Below are 21,905 nucleotides of genomic sequence, written 5' to 3'. Positions count from 1 at the left end.
AAATGCCGGCCGCCAAAGGTTAAAAACGATAAAGGCCCACAAAGGGGCCTTAAAATAAACGATTTGACGGGTTACGCCGGCTGGCTGATGCGGGCCAACTGTTCGAAATAGTCCGGGAAGGTTTTCGCGGTGCATTTCGGATCGAGAATGGTAACCGGTGTATCCGACAGCGCCACCAGCGAGAAACACATCGCCATGCGGTGATCGTTGTAGGTGCCGATCTCGGCGAACTGCAGTTTGGCCGGCGGCACGACGTGAATGTAGTCTTCCCCTTCGTCCACTTCCGCCCCCACTTTACGCAGCTCGGTGGCCATCGCTGCCAGACGGTCGGTCTCCTTCACCCGCCAGTTGTAGATATTGCGGATGGTGGTCGGCCCCTCGGCGAACAGCGCCGCGGTGGCGATGGTCATCGCCGCGTCCGGAATGTGGTTCATGTCCATGTCGATGCCGCGCAGTTCACCGCGGCTGCACTCGATGAAATCGTCGCCCCAGGTAATACGCGCGCCCATTTTCTCCAGCACGTCGGCAAACCTGGTGTCGCCCTGCACGCTTTTGCGGCCGATGCCGGTCACGCGCACGGTGCCGCCCTTGATAGCCGCCGCCGCCAGGAAGTAAGAAGCGGAAGACGCGTCGCCCTCAACCAGGTAATCGCCCGGCGCGATATACGTCTGGCGCCCCTGGATATGGAACACCCGGTAGTTGTCGTGACTCACCGATACGCCGAAGGTGCGCATCAGATGCAACGTGATGTCGATGTACGGCTTGGAAACCAGCTCGCCCTTGATGTGGATCTGCGTATCCTGCGGCGCCAGCGGCGCAGTCATCAGCAACGCGGTCAGGAACTGGCTGGAGACGCTGCCGTCAACGGTGACGTCGCCACCCTGGAAGCCGCCGCGCAGGCGAATCGGCGGGTAATCGGTTTGCTCGAGGTAATCAATCTGCGCCCCGCCCTGGCGCAGCGCGTCCACCAGATGGCCGATCGGGCGCTCTTTCATGCGCGGTTCGCCGGTCAGCACCACGTCGCCTTCGCCGAGGCACAGCGCCGCCGCCAATGGGCGCATCGCCGTCCCGGCATTGCCGAGGAACAGTTCCAGCGGCCGTTCGGCCACCAGCGGGCCGGCCACGCCGGTCACTTCGCACAGGGTGCGATCGGCGGAAAGCTGGTAGTTCACGCCCAACGCCTGCAGCGCGTTCAGCATATGACGCACGTCGTCGCTGTCCAGCAGGTTGGTCAGCCGGGTCGTGCCTTTCGCCAGCGCCGCCAGCAGCAGAGCGCGGTTAGAAACGCTCTTCGAGCCGGGTAAGTTGACGGTGCCATTGACCAGGGCGACCGGTTGTAACGTCAGGGAATCCACCATGTGAACAAAACTCTCCAATTCTGATAAACGAAACGGCTCCGGAATAATGCCGGAGCCGCTTTAATGCAAAAGGACAACAGCCTGAGGCAGCCCGCGCCTGGCAGGCTGACGGAATCAACCGTGACGACGTTCGAAGTCGGCCATGAAATCGGTCAGCGCCTGCACGCCGGCCAGCGGCATGGCATTGTAAATAGAAGCGCGCATGCCGCCAACTACCCGGTGGCCTTTCAGCGCCTGCAGGCCGATGGCCTCGGCTTCGCTGAGGAACACCTTGTCCAGCGCCGCATCGGCCAGTTGGAACGGCACGTTCATCCAGGAACGGTTGGCGATCGCCACCTGGCTGCGGTAGAAGTCGGATTTATCGATGGTCGCGTACAGCAGCTCGGCCTTGGCCTGATTGCGTTTTTGCATCTCCACCAGGCCGCCCTGCTCTTTCAGCCATTTGAACACCAACCCGGACAGGTACCACGCGAAAGTCGGCGGGGTGTTGAACATCGAGTCGTTCTCGGCCAGCACGGTGTAATCGAGGATCGACGGCACTTCTTTGCGCGCCTTGCCCAAAAGATCGTCGCGCACGATCACCAGCGTCAGGCCGGCCGGGCCGATGTTTTTCTGCGCGCCGGCGTAAATCACGCCGAAGCGGCTGACGTCGAGCGGGCGGGACAGGATGGTCGAGGAGTAATCGCCGATCACCACCTTGTCGCCGAAGTCCGGCGTTTCATCGATGGCCACGCCGTCGATGGTCTCATTCGGGCAATAGTGCACGTAAGCCGCGTCGTCGCTGAGCTGCCACTCTTTCATCGGCTTGATGCCGCTCAGGCCGTCGATGCGGGTTTTCACGTCGATGACGTTCGGGGCGCAATACTTTTCCGCTTCCTTGATGGCGCTGTGCGCCCAATAGCCGCCGTCGATATAGTCGGCGGTGGCCTTGTCGCCCAGCAGGTTCAGCGGCAGCGCCGCGAACTGCGCGCGGGCGCCGCCGTGGCAAAACAGCACTTTATAGTTGGAGGGGACTTTCAGCAGATCGCGCAGATCCTGTTCCGCCTGCTCGGCAACGGCGATGAATTCTTTGCTGCGGTGACTGATCTCCATCACTGACGTGCCCAGCCCGTGCCAGTTGCACAGTTCCTGTTCCGCACGACGCAACACTTCCACCGGCAGCATCGCCGGGCCAGAGCTAAAATTATAAACCTGAGTCATTTCCCCTCACCACATTCACTGTTCGCCGCAGAAAAGCGACCTGTCGAAAAGACGCCCGAAGTTAACGCTCGCGTTAACCAACCCATCGGTTTTATCACTCACGCCCCATGGCTGCAACGCTTATTCGCCCGTCGGCGGCAAACGGCCGCGCCGGGTGATGACAGGCTCTGCGGCCGTCGCGATTGTTTGGACGATAAAACCCTGTGACATGGGGAAATTCAGCGGGTTAACGCGGTGTTTTATGCTGTATTCAGCCAAGATGGCTGCGAGAGCCCGGCCGGCCCCCGCAGGAGAGAAAACGATCAGTACTGATTGAACATCTGCTGGATCTGCTTCGCGTCTTTGGTTTGCGTCAGCGCCAGCTGCAGCAGTATGCGCGCTTTTTGCGGATTCAGCGTGCCGGCGGCCACAAAGCCGTACTTGGCGTCGTCCACTTCCGCATCTTCGGTGGTGGCGCCGGTCGGCAAGCGCGATGAGCGCACCACCGCCACACCATTGTGCGCCGCCGTCGCCAGGGTGTCGAACACGGTTTTATACAGGTTGCCGTTGCCGACCCCGGCGCTGACGATGCCCTGGTAGCCTTCGGCGATCAGCGCCTTGGCCGGCGCATCGGAGGCGTTGGCATAGTTGTAGACGATGCCGACCTTCGGCAATTCGTTCAGCTTGCTGACGTCGAACGGCGTATCCCGGGTATGCTTACGCTGCGGCGAGCGCTGGTAATCGATCTTGCCGTTGTGGATATAGCCCAGCGGGCCGAAGTTCGGCGACTGGAAGGTCTGCACGGCGGTGGTGTTGGTCTTGGTGACGTCGCGCGCATCCAGCACGGTGTCGTTCATCGCCACCAGCACCCCGCGGTTGGCCGATTGCGGATCCGCCGCCGTCACCACCGCGTTGTACAGATTGAACGGGCCGTCGGCGCTCATCGCTGTCGCCGGCCGCATCGCCCCCACCAGCACCACCGGCTTGTCGCATTTCACCGTCAAATCGAGGAAATAGGCCGTCTCCTCCAGCGTATCGGTGCCGTGGGTGATGACGAAGCCGTCGGTCTTGCCGCAGTCGGCGTCAATTTTCTTCGCCAGCGTCAGCCAGACCTGATCGTTCATGTCCTGCGAGCCGATGTTCACCACCTGCTCCCCCTGCACGTTGGCGACGTTCTTCAACTCCGGCACCGCATCGACCAGCGCCTCGACGCCCAGCTTGCCCGCGGTATAGTTGGATTTCGTCGCCGACTCACCGCCACCGGCGATAGTGCCGCCGGTCGCCAGCAGGGTGATGTTGGGCAGCGCCAGCGCCGAGGCGCTGACGCCGGTCAACAAGAGGGTTAACGCGCTGAGTTTCACTGATTTCATTAGATTTCTCCGTGACAGATAACTCGCTGAATTATGGCGCCTATCCTTAAAAAAACTGTGACTTTGCCGCCGCTTTAGGAATACGTGGAGCTCCAGCGTAAAACCCCGTATCATTGCGCGTTTTTAGTACGCGCAAAAAGTGAAGACAATGACGCAAACTTTTATCCCCGGTAAAGACGCCGCCCTGGAAGACTCCATCGCCCGTTTCCAGCAGAAACTGAGCGATCTCGGTTTCAACATCGAAGAAGCCTCCTGGCTGAACCCGGTGCCGCACGTGTGGTCAGTACACATTCGCGATCGCGATTGCCCGCTGTGCTTCACCAACGGCAAAGGCGCCAGCAAAAAAGCCGCGCTGGCCTCCGCGCTGGGTGAATATTTCGAGCGCCTGTCCACCAACTACTTCTTCGCCGATTTCTATCTGGGCCGGCAGATCGCCGAAGGCGACTTCGTGCACTACCCGAATGAGAAATGGTTCCCGATCCCTGAAGACGACGCGCTGCCGGCCGGCATCCTCGACGAACGCCTGCACGCCTTCTACGATCCGCAGCAAGAGCTGAGCGCCAGCGATCTGGTCGATCTGCAATCCGGCAACGCCGATCGCGGCGTGTGTGCGCTGCCGTTTACCCGTCAGTCCGACCAGCAAACCGTGTACATCCCGATGAACATCATCGGCAACCTGTATGTTTCCAACGGCATGTCCGCCGGCAACACCGCCAACGAAGCGCGCGTGCAGGGCCTGTCGGAAGTGTTCGAGCGCTATGTGAAAAACCGCATCATCGCCGAATCCATCAGCCTGCCGGCGATCCCGGACGAAGTGCTGAACCGCTACCCGGGCGTGGTGGAAGCCATCGCCAAACTGGAAGAGGAAGGTTTCCCGATCCTCTCCTATGACGCCTCGCTGGGCGGCAACTACCCGGTGATCTGCGTGGTGCTGTTCAACCCGACCAACGGCACCTGCTTCGCCTCGTTCGGCGCGCACCCGGACTTCGGCGTGGCGCTGGAGCGCACGGTGACCGAACTGCTGCAGGGCCGCAGCCTGAAAGATCTCGACGTGTTCACCGCGCCGACCTTCGATGACGAAGAAGTGGCGGAACACACCAACCTGGAAACGCACTTCATCGACTCCAGCGGCCTGATCTCCTGGGATCTGTTCAAACAGGACGCGGATTACCCGTTCGTTGACTGGAACTTCAGCGGCAGCACGCAGGAAGAGTTCGCCACCCTGATGAGCATCTTCGACAAGGAAGACGCGGAAGTGTACATCGCCGACTACGAGCACCTGGGCGTCTACGCTTGCCGCATCATCGTGCCGGGCATGTCCGACATTTATCCGGCGGAAGACCTGCTGCTGGCCAACAACAGCATGGGCGCGCACCTGCGCGACACGCTGCTGGCGCTGCCGGGCAGCGAGTGGGAGCCGGAAGAATACCTGGCGCTGATCGAGCAGCTGGACGACGAAGGGCTGGACGATTTCACCCGCGTACGCGAACTGTTGGGCATTGCCAGCGGCAAAGACAACGCCTGGCATACCCTGCGCGTGGGCGAGCTGAAGGCGATGCTGGCGCTGGCGGGCGGCGATCTGGATCAGGCGCTGATCTGGACCGAATGGACGCAGGACTTCAACGCCTCGGTGCTGAGCCCGGCGCGCAGCAACTACTACCGCTGCCTGCAAACGCTGCTGCTGCTGGCGCAGGAGCCTGAACGCGAAGCGGCGCAATACTATACCGCGTTCGTGAAGATGTATGGCCAGGAAGCGGTCGACGCCGCCTCCGCCGCCATCAGCGGTGAAGAACGCTTCAACGGGCTGTTCGCCGTCGATGCCGATCTGAAGGCGCTGCCGGCCCATCAGGCGCTGCTGGCGGCCTACGAGAAGCTGCAGGCGGCCAAACGCCGCCACTGGGCCAAAGCCTAAGCGTCATCAGGGGTACTGCCACTTTGGGAGTACCCCTGTTGCCAAACGCCGCACGCCGTTGCGGCGTTGCGGCGTTTTCATTTTTGCGGTTTATTTCAACGCATGCGATTTTATTTTTTCGCCGGAAAATAGGCGGTTAAACGACCATAAAAATAAATAAACCGTCAATTGTTGCCGGACGGTGAAATAATAATTAACCGATAATTAAACTCTCAGCGCTGCGCGGCGACAAAACGCCTAAAAATTTAACTTTAGCGCCTGCGGCCCACCCTGCTCATTCAAAAAAATTTGCAAACATTAAAAATTTGTTTTAATTTAAAAATCAACAAGTTAACCATAAAAACCATACAAAAAACACGCCATTTTGCCGCTCTACTTCCCCGCCTTATGATCCAAATCAAATTTTCCCCTATACTGCTTTGCTAGTATCTCATTGCGTTGTTTTAACCCTTAAGAGCGAGAGTTAGTTTGAAAACTGACAGCCCCTTCGATCTGATTTTACCTGCGGCAACGGCGAAAATCGCTGAAGATGCCGGCGTGTATAAAGCCACCAAACATCCGCTGAAAACGTTTTATTTGGCGATCACCGCCGGTGTCTTCATTTCCATCGCCTTCGTCTTCTACATCACGGCGACCACCGGCACCGCCGGCGTGCCTTTCGGGCTGGCGAAACTGGTCGGCGGCATCTGCTTCTCTCTCGGGTTAATGCTGGTGGTGGTGTCGGGCGCCGACCTGTTCACCTCTACCGTGCTCATCGTCATCGCCAAGGCCAGCGGCCGCATCAGCTGGGGCCAGCTGGGCGCCAACTGGCTGAACGTTTATCTCGGCAATCTGGTCGGCGCGTTGTTCTTCGTGGCGCTGATCTGGTTCTCCGGCGAGTATATGGTCGCCAACGGCCAGTGGGGCCTGAATGTCCTGCAAACCGCAGACCACAAGCTGCATCACACCTTTATCGAAGCCGTGTGCCTCGGCATTCTGGCTAACCTGATGGTCTGCCTGGCGGTCTGGATGAGCTACTCCGGCCGCACCCTGACCGACAAGATGCTCGCCATGGTGCTGCCGGTCGGGATGTTTGTCGCCAGCGGCTTCGAGCACAGCATCGCCAACATGTTTATGATCCCTATGGGCATCGTGGTCAAACACTTCGCCACGCCGGAATTCTGGCAAGCCGTAGGGGCGGTACCTGAGCAATTCGCTCATCTGACAGTAAGCAACTTCATCATCGACAACCTGATTCCGGTCACCATCGGCAACATCATCGGTGGCGGTCTGCTGGTTGGGTTGACTTACTGGGTAATTTATCTGCGCGGGGGCCGCGAACAGCACTAAGCTGTGAGTTACCGCGCGCAGAGTTAGAAATCCACAATCAAAGGTAGGTGTACAATGACCGAACTTAACGAGAAATTAGCCAACGCTTGGGAAGGTTTCAGCAAGGGTGACTGGCAGAATGAAGTCAACGTTCGTGACTTCATCCAGAAAAACTACACGCCTTATGAAGGTGACGAGTCCTTCCTGGCTGGGGCAACTCAGGCCACCACCACCTTGTGGGACAAGGTTATGGAAGGAATCAAACTGGAAAACCGCACTCATGCGCCGGTTGATTTCGACACCAACGTTGCTTCAACCATCGTTTCTCACGACGCGGGTTACATCGCCAAAGAGCTGGAAACCATCGTCGGTCTGCAGACCGACGCCCCTCTGAAACGCGCGCTGATCCCGTTCGGCGGCATCAAAATGGTCGAAGGTTCGTGCAAAGTGTACGGCCGCGAGCTGGATCCGCAGCTGAAAAAAGTGTTCACCGAATACCGTAAAACCCACAACCAGGGCGTATTCGACGTTTACACCAAAGACATCCTGAACTGCCGTAAATCCGGCGTGCTGACCGGCCTGCCGGACGCCTACGGCCGCGGCCGCATCATCGGCGACTACCGCCGCGTGGCGCTGTACGGCATCGACTTCCTGATGGCCGACAAGCTGAACCAGTTCAAATCGCTGCAGGAAAAACTGGAAAACGGCGAAGATCTGGAAATGACCATCCAGCTGCGCGAAGAGATCGCTGAACAGCATCGCGCTCTGGCTCAGATCAAAGAGATGGCCGCCAAATACGGCTACGACATCTCCGGCCCGGCCACCAGCGCGCAAGAAGCGGTGCAGTGGACCTACTTCGGCTACCTGGCCGCGGTGAAATCCCAGAACGGCGCCGCCATGTCCTTCGGCCGCGTGTCCACCTTCCTCGACGTGTTCATCGAGCGCGACATCAAGGCGGGCAAACTGACCGAAGAACAAGCGCAGGAACTGATCGACCACCTGGTGATGAAACTGCGTATGGTGCGCTTCCTGCGTACCCCTGAGTACGATGAGCTGTTCTCCGGCGACCCAATCTGGGCGACAGAATCCCTGGCCGGTATGGGCGTCGACGGCCGTACTCTGGTCACCAAAAACAGCTTCCGCTTCCTGAACACCCTGTACACCATGGGGCCGTCTCCGGAGCCGAACATGACCATCCTGTGGTCTGAGAAGCTGCCGCTGAACTTCAAGAAATTCGCGGCGAAAGTGTCCATCGACACCTCTTCCGTTCAGTACGAAAACGACGACCTGATGCGCCCTGACTTCAACAACGATGACTACGCCATCGCTTGCTGCGTCAGCCCGATGATCGTCGGCAAACAAATGCAGTTCTTCGGCGCCCGCGCCAACCTGGCGAAAACCATGCTGTACGCCATCAACGGCGGCGTTGACGAAAAACTGAAAATGCAGGTCGGCCCTAAAGAAGCGCCGATGATGGACGAAGTGCTGGACTATGACAAAGTCATGGCGCGCATGGACCACTTTATGGATTGGCTGGCCAAGCAGTACGTGACCGCGCTGAACATCATTCACTACATGCACGACAAATACAGCTACGAAGCTGCGCTGATGGCCCTGCATGACCGTGACGTTTATCGCACCATGGCTTGCGGCATCGCCGGCCTGTCCGTTGCAGCCGACTCCCTGTCTGCCATCAAGTACGCGAAAGTCACCACCATTCGCGACGAAGACGGCCTGGCCATCGACTTCAAAGTGGAAGGCGAGTATCCGCAGTTCGGTAACAACGACGCTCGCGTCGATGATATCGCCTGCGACCTGGTGGAACGTTTCATGAAGAAAATTCAGAAACTGCGCACCTACCGCAATGCGGTACCGACCCAGTCCGTGCTGACCATCACCTCCAACGTGGTGTACGGTAAGAAAACCGGTAACACCCCGGATGGCCGCCGCGCAGGCGCACCGTTCGGCCCTGGCGCCAACCCAATGCATGGCCGCGACCAGAAAGGCGCAGTAGCCTCCCTGACCTCGGTAGCCAAACTGCCGTTTGCCTACGCGAAAGACGGGATCTCCTACACCTTCTCCATCGTGCCTAACGCGCTGGGTAAAGACGACGACGTGCGTAAAGCCAACCTGGCGGGCCTGATGGATGGTTACTTCCACCATGAAGCCTCCATCGAAGGCGGCCAGCACCTGAACGTCAACGTGATGAACCGCGAAATGCTGCTGGACGCGATGGAAAACCCTGAGAAATACCCTCAGCTGACCATCCGCGTTTCCGGTTACGCCGTGCGCTTCAACTCGCTGACCAAAGAGCAACAGCAGGACGTGATTACTCGTACCTTCACTCAAACGATGTAATACGCCGGCCGGGCGGGAAACCGCTCGGCACCAACGCAGGGGCCGGTTTTGCCGGCCCTTTTCTCCCAGCGCTCTCCCCTGACTCTGTACGAGTCTGTTTTGCCGGACATCTATACTGAATGGATAGCCGGCAAAACAGTTATCCGGCAACTGACCGGCCGACAGGCATCATTACCCCGGTGGCGGTTCCACCCGCTGCTGCATCGCAGATACCTGGCCGGCGGCCACGCGCCTATTTTTAGACTGCGTTTGACAGTCAATATTGGAGAAAACCCCGCAATGTCAGCAATTGGTCGCATCCACTCCTTCGAATCCTGCGGCACCGTCGATGGGCCCGGGATTCGTTTTATCGTCTTCTTCCAGGGCTGCCTGATGCGCTGCCTCTATTGCCATAACCGCGACACCTGGGACACCCACGGCGGCAAGGAAGTGACCGTCGAAGAGCTGATGAAAGACGCGGTGGCCTACCGCCACTTCATGAACGCCTCCGGCGGCGGCGTAACCGCGTCCGGCGGCGAGGCGATCCTGCAGGCTGAATTCGTGCGCGACTGGTTCCGCGCCTGCCACGCCGAAGGCATCAATACCTGCCTGGACACCAATGGCTTTGTGCGCCGCTACGATCCGGTGATCGACGAGCTGCTGGACACCACCGATCTGGTGATGCTGGATCTGAAACAGATGAACGACGAGATCCACCAGAACCTGGTCGGCGTCTCCAATCACCGCACGCTGGAATTCGCCCGCTACCTGGCGAAACGCAACCAGCGCACCTGGATCCGCTACGTGGTGGTGCCGGGCTGGTCAGACGACGATAAGTCGGCGCACCTGCTGGGCGAGTTCACCAAAGACATGACCAACATCGAGAAAATCGAGCTGCTGCCTTACCACGAGCTGGGCAAGCACAAATGGATAGCGATGGGGGAAGAGTACAAGCTGGACGGCGTGCACCCGCCGAAAGCCGAGACCATGGATCGCGTCAAAGGCATCCTGGAAAGCTACGGCCACAAAGTGATTTACTGATTGGCGCACGCCAAAAGAAAAACCGGCTCATGGCCGGTTTTTTCATGCTCAGGCGGCGGCGAACGGCGTGTGATGGTGATCCGGCTTCTGTTTCTTCAGCAGCATCAGCAGGTAAACCAGCGCCACGGCGGCGATCATCACGAACAGCACGCGGTCGGAATAGTTTTGCATCAGCAACGCCGTCATCGACGGCCCCAGCAGGCTGCCGATGGTGTAACTCATCAACAGCGCCTGGTTCATCGCCACCAACTCGTGCGGCAGCGCCTTCTCGCAGGCCCAGGACATCGCCACCGGGTACAGGGTAAAGCCAGCGCAGCCGAGGATGAACAGCGAAGGCGCCATGGCGTAGTTGCCGAGCATCGCCACGCTGGCTAGGATCACCACGAACACCTGAATGCGCAGCACCAGCAGGCGCCCGTAACGATCGGCCAGGCGCCCGACCGGCCATTGGCCGACGATGCCGGAGCTGACCAGCAGCGCCATCCAGTAGCCGACGTTGGCGTCGCTCATGCCCTGATGGGAGAGGTACAACGGCATCAGGCCGTACAGCGAACCGAGCACGATGCCGGAAATGATGCAACCGTTGATGCCGAGGCGCGCGCTGCGGCGTCTCAGCATGGTCCATACCGCCGCCTGCTGCGGCTCGTCTTCATGGCGGTTGACCCGCGCGAACAGCATCGGCAGCATGGCGCTGATCACAATGGCGGTCACCCACGGCACCACGTGCAGCAATTCGGTCGAGGTCATGCTCAACAGCAATTGGCCGGTCACCGTACCAAGGTAATAAACGATCATATAGGCCGCCAGCAGCTGGCCGCGGTTGCTCAGGTTGCCGCTGCGCAATAGCGCGCTCTCCACGATCACCCAGATCCAGGCGCAACCGACGCCGGCGAAGAAGCGCCAGCCCAGCCAGCTCCAAAAATCGATCGACAGCACCATGCCGGCAGTCGCGGCGGCGAACACCAGACAAGAAAGATGATAGCTGCGGGTAAAACCGACGCGCTGGATCAGTTTGCCCGCCACCAGCGTGCCCAACAGGTTGCCGCTGAAGTAAGAAGAGCTGACCATTCCCACCTGCCAAGTCGACAGCTGAGCATGGGTTAACCAAAGGGGCACTAACGTATTCAAAACGGCAATGGATACCGTGAGCAGCAAAAGGCCGCAGAGCAATAAGAGCACTGGGCGGGAGTATGCGGACATAGTGAAATTGTGACCGAACGCGCAATGAGAGTGCGCGCATCATGCCACTGGCGATAAAAAAGTCAATCGCCTCTTATCATTGCACCGCACGATTTGTTTCCGGCTAACCGGCTGAAAAAGCGCTATGCTCAGCGCTGAGCGAATTTAACGACAAAGAGGCAAGATGAGTCAGGCAAATAATGCGGCGGTAGAGGCCCTGCTGGCAGACATCGGCAGCACGCACGGTGACCTGCTGGCCATTGTGCAGCAGGTGCGCCGGATAGCTGCAGCGTGCGGCAGTGGCGTCACCGAATCGGTAAAATACGGCGGCATCATGTTTGCGCATAGCCAATTTTTCTGCGGCGTTTTCGCCTATCGCCACCACGTCACGGTGGAGTTCGGCCACGGCTACCGATTGGAAGATCGTTATCACCAGCTCGAAGGCAGCGGCCAGTATCGGCGACACATCAAGCTCCACTCGCCCGCCGAGGTGAAAAGCAAGCATCTGGCGGACTACCTTCAACAGGCTTATACGCTGGCGACAGACTGAATTCTCGACATAAAAAAAACGCCCGCAGGCGCTTTTTTCGTGGTTTGCCGTTTAGCCGATATATTCCAGGCCGCCCATATAAGGACGCAGCACTTCAGGCACCTGAATGCGGCCGTCGGCCTGCTGGTAGTTTTCCAGCACCGCTACCAGCGTACGGCCAACCGCCAGGCCGGAGCCGTTCAGGGTGTGAACCAGACGCGGTTTCTTGTCGGCTTTGCTGCGGCAGCGCGCCTGCATGCGACGCGCCTGGAAGTCCCACATGTTGGAGCAGGACGAGATCTCGCGGTAGGTATCCTGCGCTGGCAGCCACACTTCCAGATCGTAAGTTTTGCACGCGCCGAAGCCCATGTCGCCGGTGCACAACAGCACCTTGCGGTAAGGCAGGTTCAGCAGCTGCAGCACTTTTTCCGCGTGGCCGGTCAGCTCTTCCAGGGCATCCATCGAATCTTCCGGACGAACGATCTGCACCATCTCGACCTTGTCGAACTGGTGCATGCGGATCAAACCGCGGGTGTCGCGGCCGTAAGAACCGGCTTCCGCGCGGAAGCATGGCGTGTGTGCGGTCATTTTCAGCGGCAGAGTTTCCTCTTCCACGATCTCGTCGCGCACCAGGTTGGTCAGAGGCACTTCCGCCGTTGGGATCAGCGCGTAGTTGCTGCTGTCGGCTTCTTCTTCCAGCGGACGGGTATGGAACAGGTCTTCGCCGAACTTCGGCAGCTGGCCGGTACCGTACAGCGTGGCGTGGTTAACCAGGTAAGGCACGTAGGCCTCCAGGTAGCCGTGCTGCTCGGTGTGCAGATCCAGCATGAACTGGGACAGCGCGCGGTGCATGCGGGCGATTTGCCCTTTCATCACCACGAAGCGCGAACCGGTCAGCTTAACCGCGGCGGCAAAATCCAGCCCGCCGGCCATTTCGCCCAGATCGACGTGATCGCGCACCGCGAAGTCGTACTGGCGCGGTTCGCCCCAGCGGGCAACTTCCAGGTTTTCGCTGTCGTCTTTACCATCCGGCACGGCGTCGTCCGGCAGGTTAGGCAGCGTCAGGGCGTAATCGCGGATCTCGCTCTGCAACGCATCCAGCGCCGCCTTGGCGGCATCCAGCTTGTCACCCAGCTCGTTCACTTCGCGACGCAGCGGCTCGATGTCTTCCCCACGCGCTTTGGCCGCGCCGATGGATTTCGATCGGGAGTTGCGTTCCGCTTGCAGCGTTTCAGTTTCTACCTGCAGAACTTTGCGACGTTCTTCCTGCGAACGCAGCAGATCCAGATCGAGTTTAAAGCCTCGGCGAGCCAGTTTGACGGCGACTGCGTCTAGCTCATTACGCAGCAGATTGGGATCGAGCATGCTAATCCTGTGCTTGTTGTTATTGAAAGAAGTGTTGTTGTTCTATGCGGCTGATTTATAGCCGCATAAAAGAAGAGTGATACCCGCTAACCTTACCGCAACGGCCTCGCTAGCGGTAGCGTTTTGTCGGGCTATTTTGATCCTGCTCAGCCAGCCATGCCAACTTTTCGCCGATTTTCCCTTCCAGCCCGCGCGAGGTCGGTTGATAGTAGCGCGTATGGGCCATTTCGGGCGGGAAATAGTTCTCGCCGGCGGCGTAGGCGTTGGGTTCGTCGTGGGCGTAACGGTACTCCGCCCCCAGCCCCATTTCCTTCATCAGCTTGGTCGGCGCGTTGCGCAGGTGCTCCGGCACGTCATAATCGGCCTGCTCTTTGGCGTCGCGCATGGCAGCCTTGAACGCGGTGTAAACCGCATTGCTCTTCGGCGCGCAGGCCAGGTAGACGATCGCCTGCGCGATGGCGCGCTCGCCCTCCGCAGGCCCCACGCGGGTGAAGCAATCCCAGGCGGCGATCGCCACCTGCATGCCGCGCGGATCGGCGTTGCCCACGTCTTCAGAGGCAATCGCCAACAGACGGCGCGCCACGTAAAGCGGATCGCCGCCGGCGGTAATGATGCGCGCATACCAATACAGCGCGGCGTCCGGCGCCGAGCCGCGCACCGATTTATGCAGCGCGGAAATCAGATCGTAATAACGGTCGCCCTTGTTGTCGAAGCGCGCGCTGCGCTCGCCCGACACTTCTTTCAGCAGCTCCGGCGTCAGCACCCGCACGCCTTTGGCGTCCAACTCCGCCATGTCGGCCATCATTTCCAGGCTGTTCAGCGCCCGGCGCGCGTCGCCGCCCACCAGCTCCGACAGCAGGCGGCGCGTTTCCGCCGGCAGCTCGATATTCTGGCCGCCAAAGCCGCGCGCCTTATCGCCCATCGCCTGATCCAGCACCTGACCGATATCTTCGGCGGTCAGCGCCTTCAGCAGGTAAACGCGGGCGCGGGACAACAGCGCCGAGTTCAGCTCGAACGACGGATTTTCGGTGGTGGCGCCGATAAAGGTGATGGTGCCGTCTTCGATGTGCGGCAGGAAAGCGTCCTGCTGGCTCTTATTGAAGCGGTGCACTTCGTCGACGAACAGGATGGTGCGGCGGCCGGCGTCGCGATTTTGCCGCGCCCGCTCGATCGCCTCGCGGATCTCCTTGATACCGGAGGTCACGGCTGAGATCCGTTCGACATCCGCCTGGCCGTAACGGCCGATCAGTTCTGCCAGCGTCGTCTTCCCGGTGCCCGGCGGCCCCCATAAAATCATCGAGTGCAGCTGCCCGGCCTCAATGGCGCGCGGCAGCGGCTTGCCGGCGGCCAGCAGGTGCTGCTGGCCGATATACTGCGCCAGCGTGGTCGGCCGCATACGCGCGGCCAACGGCTGGAACTCGTTCTGGGAAAAATCGAGCGACAGATTATTACTCACTTGCACCTCACTGGCGCTGGTCGTCCAGCGTCACCCCCTTCGGCGGGGTAAATTTGAATTTGGCCGGATCGGCGGCGACGTTCTGCTGGCTTTTCAGCGTGTAGGAACTGCGCTGGCCGTCCTGCTCCACCGCGGCGAAGCTGCGGATGGTGCCGCTGTTGGTCACGCTGATGGCGAACTGCTTCAGGTTGCCGCTGGCGGACTTCGGCGTCAGCTCGAAATCATCGCCCTTTTGCTTCACGTTGTACTGTTTCCAGTCGCTGGCATTATTGCGGGTGATCAGCATAAACGGCGTATTGCCGGTGGCGTTCTTCAGCCAGGTTGCCGTCACCTGCTCGACGAATGGGTTATAGAACCACAGGGTCTGGCCATCGGAGACCAGCACGCTCTCATCGGGCGAGGTCATATGCCAGTTGAACAGGTTTGGCCGCTTCACCCACAGCTCGCCTTCCCCCTGTTGCACCGCGGCGCCGTCGGCGCTGGTCACGGTTTGTGAGAAGCTGGCGTGGAAACTGTTCACCTTCGCCAGGCGACTTTGCAGATCCTGTGCGGCATCGGCCAGCACGGAGGTAGAAGCGAATCCCGAAAGCAGACAGCAGGCAACTAACAGTTTTTTCATTATTCCAGATACCTTATGAAATGCGTTAACCGCAGGGCGACGCCGTGCGGGTCAAATCAACCCTTTACCCGGTTACTTTACCCGAAGCCGGCGATCGGCCGGTAGGCCAATGTTCCGAGAAGAAACGGGTTTACGCTTCTTTGCACAAGGGCCGCTTAAGCGGCCCTTTCTTATTGAATTGCAATGGCTAAACGACCATCAATCGTGCCGCGGCGGCGCCAGCACCTCGCGGTTGCCGTTGTGCCCCTGCTCGCTGACGATGCCCTGCGCCTCCATCTGTTCGATGATGCGCGCCGCGCGGTTATAGCCGATACGGAACTGGCGCTGTACGCCGGAGATGGAAGCGCGGCGTTTATCCACCACGAAATCCACCGCCTGGTCAAACAGCGGATCCAGCTCTTCGTCGCCGTCCATACCGCCGCCGGCACCGCCCTCGCCGTCTTCGCCGCCGCTGAGAATGCCCTCTTTATATTGGGGCCGCTCGCGCGCTTTCCAATCCTTGACCACCGCGTGCACTTCCTGATCGCGCACGAATGCGCCATGCACGCGCACCGGAATCGAGGAGTTCGGCGCCAGATAGAGCATATCGCCCATACCCAGCAAGGACTCGGCGCCCCCCTGATCGAGGATGGTGCGGGAGTCGATCTTGCTCGACACGGTAAAGGCGATACGCGTCGGGATGTTGGCCTTGATAAGACCCGTGATCACATCCACCGATGGACGCTGGGTCGCCAGAACCAGATGGATACCCGCCGCACGCGCTTTCTGCGCCAGGCGAGCGATCAACTCTTCGACCTTCTTGCCGACCGTCATGATTAGATCGGCGAATTCGTCGACCATCACCACGATGTACGGCTCTTTCTCCAACACCGGCGGCGTGATGTCCATGCTGTCGGTCGGCTTCCAGAACGGATCCGGGATCGGACGCCCCATCGCTTCGGCCTGATCGACGCGCTCGTTGTAGCCGGCCAGGTTACGCACGCCCAGGGCAGACATCAGCTTGTAGCGGCGTTCCATTTCCCCCACGCACCAGCGCAGCGCGTTGGCGGCGTCTTTCATGTCGGTGACCACATCGGTCAACAGGTGCGGAATGCCTTCGTAAACCGACAACTCCAGCATTTTCGGGTCGATCATGATAAAGCGCACTTCTTTCGGCGTGGCTTTATACAGGATGCTCAGGATCATGGCGTTGACCCCGACCGACTTACCGGAACCGGTGGTACCGGCGACCAGCAAGTGCGGCATTTTGCCCAGATCGGCCACCACCGGTTCGCCGGAGATGTCCTTACCCAATACGATGGACAGCGGCGACGGGTTGTCTCGGAAGGCCGGGCAATCCAGCACTTCGCGCAGGTACACCGTTTGCCGCTTGGCGTTCGGCAGCTCCAGACCGACGTAAGGCTTGCCGGGGATCACTTCTACCACGCGCACCGCCGACGTCGACAGCGAGCGCGCCAGATCGCGCGACAGGTTGGAAATGCGCGCCGCTTTAACGCCCGGCGCCAGATCCAGCTCGAAGCGGGTGATCACCGGCCCCGGCAGGATGTCCACCACGTCGGCTTTCACGCGGTAATCGGCCAGGCTGGCCTCCACCAGACGCGCCTTCTGTTCCAACGCGAAGGAGTCGACCGGTTCTACCTCTTTCGGGGCCTCGGTCAGCAGATCCAGCGTCGGCAACGGCGTGGTCGGCTTCTGCAGCGGCTGATCGTTGCGCATCAGGAACGGGTGAATCAAGCTGTCCATCGCCGGATGTTGCTCGGCCTGAGTTGGCTGAGGCGGCTGCTGCGGCTGCTGCACCGGTTGCTGCGGCTGCTGATATTGCGGCTGCGGCGGCTGCTGATACTGCTGTTGCGGCTGCTGGTATTGTTTAGGCTGTGAGTGCGATTGCTGAGGTTGAACAGCCGGCGCCGCAGGCTCAAACTGGCCGAACGGCACGTCGTCCTGTTGCTCGCTTTGCTGTTCAATGCGCTCTTCAAGCTGCGGGGACAACGTGAACATCGGCTCGCTCGGGCCATCGTCCACTAGATCCGCCATCGGCGAGAAGCTGAAAGCATTGCGGGTATCGACCGGGCTGGCGGCAGGTGCCTGCGGGGCAGTCTCTTGCTGGCCATAACGCGCCTGCTGCTGCTCGGCGAATGCCTGACGCAGCGCAGCCTCTTGCCGCGCCTCTTCATCGTCCTGTTGGACTTCACCATAACGTTGGTTCTGTTGTTCGGCGAACGCCTTGCTCAGCTCGGCTTCCTGCAGGGCGCTCTCGTCATCTTGTTGCTCCGGCGCGTAGCTTTCGCCGTAGCGTTGGCTTTGCTGCTCGGCAAACGCCTGACGCAGCGCGGCTTCCTGCAACGCCTCTTCTTCCTGCGGGCTCACCGCCGTCGGCTGCTGAGGATCCGCCTGGCGCTGTTCCTGCTCGGCCGCACGCTGCGAAGGCAGCTTGATGCCGTAAGAAGCCAGCTCGCGACGGGTCGGGATGCGCACCGGGTTCGGCCGCGGCAGCTCAGGGCCGATGCCCTGCTTAACCTGCGGATTGCCGTCGCTGGTGGCCGTGAAGGCCGGCATGAAGGTCGCCGCTGCGGCGCCCGCAGCGGCAGCGGCTGCCGTATCCAGCTGTGGCTTGGCACCGGTAGCGCTGAAACCACCCGCTCCGCTGACGTCGGCGCTGTCGCGCTGCGCGGCGGTAAAATCAAAGGGAGAACGCGCCGGCGGCTGCGGCGCAGCCGGCTCTTGCCAATTGCCGAGACGCGGCTCATCGTCATCCTGATAAGGATCGACAGGACGCGTCGCCTTCGGTGCAGGCGTTTCTTCCGGAATTTCGAAGGAGTACAGCGGCGGCGTGGCGTCTTGCGCCGGGGCGCTCACCGGGTGCTGATTGACCGAGGCCGGCGCGGCCGGTGCCACCGTTACCGACGGCGCCTGAGCGGCGATCGGCGCTGCAACGGGCTCGTGGATCGCTGCCTTCACCGCCGGTGCAGGCGAAGCCGCCGGCGCGATTGGCGCGGCGTCGGCTTCAATCTCACCATCGTCGGCTCGCAGGCCGCTGAGCAACGGATCGGCGGCGTCTTCAGCCGCCTCTTTGGCGCTTTCGGTGACCGAAGGCGCGGAGAACAACACATCGTCATCGGCGGCCGCGGCTCCGGCGGCGGCAACCGCTGCGGCGGCGCCCTTCCCTGCCTGCTCAGGCTCGTCGTCAACGTAACGCTCGTCATCCTCGAAATAACGCGCTTCGCGACGCGAACGGTTGGTCATGAAGGTCGCGACGCCCAGCACCGCCCCGCCGATCTTCTCGGCGATCACCAGCCAGGACCAGCCGGTAAACAGCGTCAGCCCCGCCGCCCACACGCACAGCAGCGCCAGCGTGGCGCCGATGCCGTTGAACCATGGCAACATGGCGTTGCTCAGCAGGCTGCCGATCACGCCGCCGGAAGCGAAGTAATAGAGATCGTCAACGTTCAGCGCCGCCAGCCCACAGGAGGTGAGCACTAACGCCAGGGTGCCGATCAGGCGCAGGGAAAGTGCGAAATAGTCGACGTAGTCTCTGTTGGCTCGTTGGCGATAGGCCGCCCAGCACAGAACCAGCATGATCGGCGGTATCGCGTAGGCGAGCACCCCGAAGGTGAAGAACAGCGTGTCGGCCAACCAGGCCCCAACACCGCCGCCCAAGTTGTGAATCGGCTCATGCCACGCGGTCTGCGACCAGCTTGGGTCAGACGGGTTGAAACTGACCAGCGCAGCCATGAGGTAAACGGCAAAAATCGCTACCACGATAAGCACAGCCTCCAGCAAACGCCGGCCACTGCTGAGTCTTTTCAGGGTAACTTCTTTATCTTCTGTATATTCCTGGCTCAAGAAAGGCTCTCCAGGTTCCTGTTAGCTGACATAGCAACAGCGCCGAGAAGCTTCCCCGGCGCCGAAACTGTATGAATAAACAGGAGTGTAACCAATTTAATCAGGTTTTGCACCTGCACCTTACCGTGTTTTGATAACCAGACGGTTACTCTGTTTCACTTCTTCCATCACTACGTAGGTACGGGTGTCGTTGACCCCCGGCAAACGCAGCAAGGTTTCGCCCAGCAGTTTACGGTAAGCCGACATGTCCGGTACGCGGGTTTTCAACAGGTAGTCGAAATCACCGGAAACCAGATGACACTCCTGAATCTCTTCAAGCTTCTGCACTGCCGAGTTGAATTGCTCAAACACATCCGGCGCGCCACGGTTCAGCGTGATCTCCACGAAAACCAGCAGGGACGCATCCAGATAATGCGGGTTAAGCAATGCGGTATAGCCATGAATGAAACCCTGGCGCTCGAGACGGCGCACGCGTTCCAAACATGGTGTCGGGGATAACCCCACGCGCTTCGAAAGCTCGACGTTCGAAATACGCCCATCCTTCTGCAGCTCATTCAGGATGTTGCGGTCGATACGGTCAAGATCTTTACCCGGGCGTTTCTTGTTGTCTGCCATTATTATTGTCTCTCTTATTTTCTTCCGTGCACTTGCCACACCCTAGCCAACGTCAATGTGTAAGGGTTCGTTCCAAGCGAAGACCCGATGCCTGTCATATGCTTCTTCACTACCATCATTCCACGCCGCGCAGCCTGTCTGTCCAACCCCGCGCGGCGTCGGTAACGACGTTAAGGTCGAGAAAAAATCAGCAAACGCTTGCGCGCCCTGCTCCGCACATCCACCGCGCATTGCCGCCTCGCGGCGCAAATACGTACGATTTGCTGGTGTTACGGGGATAATTTCTTCTTCCTATGATGTTTTCGCAAATGCGCAGCGGATTGTCAAAGTAAAAGAAGCAAAATCAGAACAACGTACCGTCACGAAAAGTCTGCATCCCATTTTTGGTTATGAATCGCTGGCAGATAAACCCCGGCAGGGAGCGGCCTAAGTCGCAGAATGCGCCGTTTTTGCGCGCTTGGCGATTCAGCGGCCTAATGCGACTTTGATAAGGTAAATTTCTGCGTTCGGCGTACGATTTGCCGACAGCGGGTGCATTAATAGGCGACAACTATCATACAAATCGTTAACAACGTCGCCCGGCGCTTTTTTTACTGCGTCATTTTCCCTACAATCGGCTTCATTGTCCGCCATTGTGGAATAAAGAGGTTATTCATGGGCACGGCTAAACATAGCAAATTACTGATTCTGGGCTCCGGCCCGGCCGGTTACACCGCCGCCGTTTACGCGGCGCGCGCCAACCTGAGCCCGGTGCTGATCACCGGTATGGAACAAGGCGGCCAGCTGACCACCACCACCGAGGTGGAAAACTGGCCGGGCGACGCCGAAGGCCTGACCGGTCCGGCGCTGATGGAGCGCATGCGCGAGCATGCGGAGAAGTTCCAGACCGAAATCGTCTTCGATCACATCAACAGTGTCGATCTGCAGCAGCGTCCGTTCCGCCTGTTCGGCGACAGCGGCGAATACAGCTGCGACGCGCTGATCATCGCGACCGGCGCCTCCGCCCGCTATCTTGGCCTGCCTTCCGAAGAGGCCTTCAAGGGCAAAGGCGTTTCCGCCTGTGCGACCTGCGACGGCTTCTTCTACCGCAACCAGAAAGTCGCAGTGGTCGGCGGCGGCAACACCGCCGTTGAAGAAGCGCTGTACCTGTCCAACATCGCCGCCGAGGTTCACCTGATCCACCGCCGCGACAGCTTCCGCTCGGAGAAGATCCTGATCGACCGGCTGATGGAAAAAGTGAAAAGCGGCAACATCGTGCTGCACACCGACCATACGCTGGACGAAGTGCTGGGCGATGAAATGGGCGTGACCGGCGTGCGTATCCGCAGCACCAAAGCGGAAAACGAAACCCGTGAACTGGAACTGGCCGGCGTGTTCATCGCCATCGGCCACAGCCCGAACACCGGCATCTTCGGCGGCCAGCTGGAGCTGGAAAACGGCTACATCAAAGTGCAGTCCGGCATTCACGGCAATGCGACCCAAACCACCATCCCCGGCGTGTTCGCCGCGGGCGACGTGATGGATCACATCTACCGCCAGGCGATCACCTCCGCCGGCACCGGCTGTATGGCGGCGCTGGACGCGGAGCGTTACCTGGACGGCATCGCCGGCGCAGAAGTCTGCTAAAACGTTCTCTTCATCAGCAAAAAGCGGCTCTCGAGCCGCTTTTTTTGTTTCCCCCCTCCGCACTCCCCTTCTCGCGTCTGTTATAGCCACATTTGGCCGCTTTATTATTTTCAGTCTTCCGGGTGACGAGGTAACATGGGGCCTCGCTTGTTTGTCGCCGATTGCGCC

General features: G+C 59.9%; 15 protein-coding genes. 6 read left to right on the top strand and 9 right to left on the bottom strand.

Annotated elements, in window-relative coordinates:
* Nucleotides 1-71: 71 nt before the first annotated feature.
* From aroA to ansB, 3 genes are all read right to left on the bottom strand, one after another.
* A complete protein-coding gene (gene aroA, locus ACK3CV_RS09055; RefSeq protein ID WP_033637854.1) occupies nt 72-1,358 on the bottom strand; it encodes a 3-phosphoshikimate 1-carboxyvinyltransferase in 1,287 nt (428 codons plus the stop codon).
* Between the two features lie 114 nt (nt 1,359-1,472).
* The gene (gene serC / locus ACK3CV_RS09050; RefSeq protein WP_033637853.1) at nt 1,473-2,558 is read right to left on the bottom strand and encodes a 3-phosphoserine/phosphohydroxythreonine transaminase; all 1,086 of its coding nucleotides are present in this window, start codon (nt 2,556-2,558) and stop codon (nt 1,473-1,475) included.
* 302 nt (nt 2,559-2,860) lie between these two features.
* Nucleotides 2,861-3,907 (bottom strand): L-asparaginase 2, encoded by a 1,047-nt coding sequence (gene ansB, locus ACK3CV_RS09045; protein ID WP_164037152.1) that lies wholly within the window; start codon nt 3,905-3,907, stop codon nt 2,861-2,863.
* 148 nt (nt 3,908-4,055) lie between these two features.
* Between ansB and ycaO the strand changes: the two genes are divergently transcribed.
* The 4 genes from ycaO (at nt 4,056) to pflA (ending at nt 10,505) form a co-directional block, all read left to right on the top strand.
* A complete protein-coding gene (gene ycaO, locus ACK3CV_RS09040) occupies nt 4,056-5,819 on the top strand; it encodes a 30S ribosomal protein S12 methylthiotransferase accessory factor YcaO (RefSeq protein WP_033637851.1) in 1,764 nt (587 codons plus the stop codon).
* Between the two features lie 468 nt (nt 5,820-6,287).
* Nucleotides 6,288-7,148, top strand: a complete 861-nt coding sequence (gene focA, locus ACK3CV_RS09035) for a formate transporter FocA (RefSeq protein ID WP_019454548.1) — start codon at nt 6,288-6,290, stop codon at nt 7,146-7,148.
* A gap of 54 nt (nt 7,149-7,202) precedes the next feature.
* Complete coding sequence (pflB, locus tag ACK3CV_RS09030; RefSeq protein WP_004928286.1) at nt 7,203-9,485, top strand: formate C-acetyltransferase; 2,283 nt, start codon at nt 7,203-7,205, stop codon at nt 9,483-9,485.
* A 279-nt stretch (nt 9,486-9,764) separates the two neighbouring features.
* A complete protein-coding gene (gene pflA / locus ACK3CV_RS09025; protein WP_033637850.1) occupies nt 9,765-10,505 on the top strand; it encodes a pyruvate formate lyase 1-activating protein in 741 nt (246 codons plus the stop codon).
* 48 nt (nt 10,506-10,553) lie between these two features.
* Here the strand turns inward: pflA and ACK3CV_RS09020 are convergent, their stop codons facing one another.
* Nucleotides 10,554-11,705 (bottom strand): MFS transporter, encoded by a 1,152-nt coding sequence (locus ACK3CV_RS09020; RefSeq protein WP_033637849.1) that lies wholly within the window; start codon nt 11,703-11,705, stop codon nt 10,554-10,556.
* A 163-nt stretch (nt 11,706-11,868) separates the two neighbouring features.
* Between ACK3CV_RS09020 and ACK3CV_RS09015 the strand changes: the two genes are divergently transcribed.
* On the top strand, nt 11,869-12,234 hold the full coding sequence (locus ACK3CV_RS09015) for a DUF1801 domain-containing protein (RefSeq protein WP_164037156.1): 366 nt from the start codon (nt 11,869-11,871) through the stop codon (nt 12,232-12,234).
* A 51-nt stretch (nt 12,235-12,285) separates the two neighbouring features.
* On the opposite strand, the gene serS is transcribed toward ACK3CV_RS09015, so the two are convergent.
* The 5 genes from serS to lrp form a co-directional block, all read right to left on the bottom strand.
* Nucleotides 12,286-13,578 (bottom strand): serine--tRNA ligase, encoded by a 1,293-nt coding sequence (serS, locus tag ACK3CV_RS09010; RefSeq protein WP_033637847.1) that lies wholly within the window; start codon nt 13,576-13,578, stop codon nt 12,286-12,288.
* 109 nt (nt 13,579-13,687) lie between these two features.
* The gene (locus ACK3CV_RS09005; protein ID WP_048322053.1) at nt 13,688-14,974 is read right to left on the bottom strand and encodes a replication-associated recombination protein A; all 1,287 of its coding nucleotides are present in this window, start codon (nt 14,972-14,974) and stop codon (nt 13,688-13,690) included.
* 67 nt (nt 14,975-15,041) lie between these two features.
* Entirely contained in the window at nt 15,042-15,653 is a 612-nt protein-coding gene (gene lolA / locus ACK3CV_RS09000) for an outer membrane lipoprotein periplasmic chaperone LolA (protein WP_019454555.1), read from the bottom strand.
* Between the two features lie 198 nt (nt 15,654-15,851).
* Nucleotides 15,852-19,496 (bottom strand): DNA translocase FtsK 4TM domain-containing protein, encoded by a 3,645-nt coding sequence (locus tag ACK3CV_RS08995; RefSeq protein WP_164037159.1) that lies wholly within the window; start codon nt 19,494-19,496, stop codon nt 15,852-15,854.
* Between the two features lie 120 nt (nt 19,497-19,616).
* A complete protein-coding gene (gene lrp, locus ACK3CV_RS08990; RefSeq protein WP_004928318.1) occupies nt 19,617-20,111 on the bottom strand; it encodes a leucine-responsive transcriptional regulator Lrp in 495 nt (164 codons plus the stop codon).
* Between the two features lie 654 nt (nt 20,112-20,765).
* Here lrp and trxB point away from each other — a divergent pair.
* The gene (gene trxB, locus ACK3CV_RS08985) at nt 20,766-21,737 is read left to right on the top strand and encodes a thioredoxin-disulfide reductase (RefSeq protein WP_033637844.1); all 972 of its coding nucleotides are present in this window, start codon (nt 20,766-20,768) and stop codon (nt 21,735-21,737) included.
* The last annotated feature ends 168 nt before the right edge of the window (nt 21,738-21,905 follow it).

The sequence above is a fragment of the Serratia sp. TSO36 genome (assembly GCF_057808395.1).
This window is presented reverse-complemented; position numbering and strand designations above follow the sequence as displayed.

What these genes read in the sequence shown, in the direction of transcription:
- ycaO (WP_033637851.1), top strand. Translation starts at nt 4,056, where the DNA reads ATGACGCAAACTTTTATCCCCGGTAAAGACGCCGCCCTGGAAGACTCC.
- aroA (WP_033637854.1), bottom strand. Translation starts at nt 1,358, where the DNA reads ATGGTGGATTCCCTGACGTTACAACCGGTCGCCCTGGTCAATGGCACC.
- ansB (WP_164037152.1), bottom strand. Translation starts at nt 3,907, where the DNA reads ATGAAATCAGTGAAACTCAGCGCGTTAACCCTCTTGTTGACCGGCGTC.
- pflA (WP_033637850.1), top strand. Translation starts at nt 9,765, where the DNA reads ATGTCAGCAATTGGTCGCATCCACTCCTTCGAATCCTGCGGCACCGTC.
- lolA (WP_019454555.1), bottom strand. Translation starts at nt 15,653, where the DNA reads ATGAAAAAACTGTTAGTTGCCTGCTGTCTGCTTTCGGGATTCGCTTCT.
- ACK3CV_RS09005 (WP_048322053.1), bottom strand. Translation starts at nt 14,974, where the DNA reads ATGCGGCCGACCACGCTGGCGCAGTATATCGGCCAGCAGCACCTGCTG.
- lrp (WP_004928318.1), bottom strand. Translation starts at nt 20,111, where the DNA reads ATGGCAGACAACAAGAAACGCCCGGGTAAAGATCTTGACCGTATCGAC.
- ACK3CV_RS09015 (WP_164037156.1), top strand. Translation starts at nt 11,869, where the DNA reads ATGAGTCAGGCAAATAATGCGGCGGTAGAGGCCCTGCTGGCAGACATC.
- pflB (WP_004928286.1), top strand. Translation starts at nt 7,203, where the DNA reads ATGACCGAACTTAACGAGAAATTAGCCAACGCTTGGGAAGGTTTCAGC.
- serS (WP_033637847.1), bottom strand. Translation starts at nt 13,578, where the DNA reads ATGCTCGATCCCAATCTGCTGCGTAATGAGCTAGACGCAGTCGCCGTC.
- serC (WP_033637853.1), bottom strand. Translation starts at nt 2,558, where the DNA reads ATGACTCAGGTTTATAATTTTAGCTCTGGCCCGGCGATGCTGCCGGTG.
- ACK3CV_RS09020 (WP_033637849.1), bottom strand. Translation starts at nt 11,705, where the DNA reads ATGTCCGCATACTCCCGCCCAGTGCTCTTATTGCTCTGCGGCCTTTTG.
- trxB (WP_033637844.1), top strand. Translation starts at nt 20,766, where the DNA reads ATGGGCACGGCTAAACATAGCAAATTACTGATTCTGGGCTCCGGCCCG.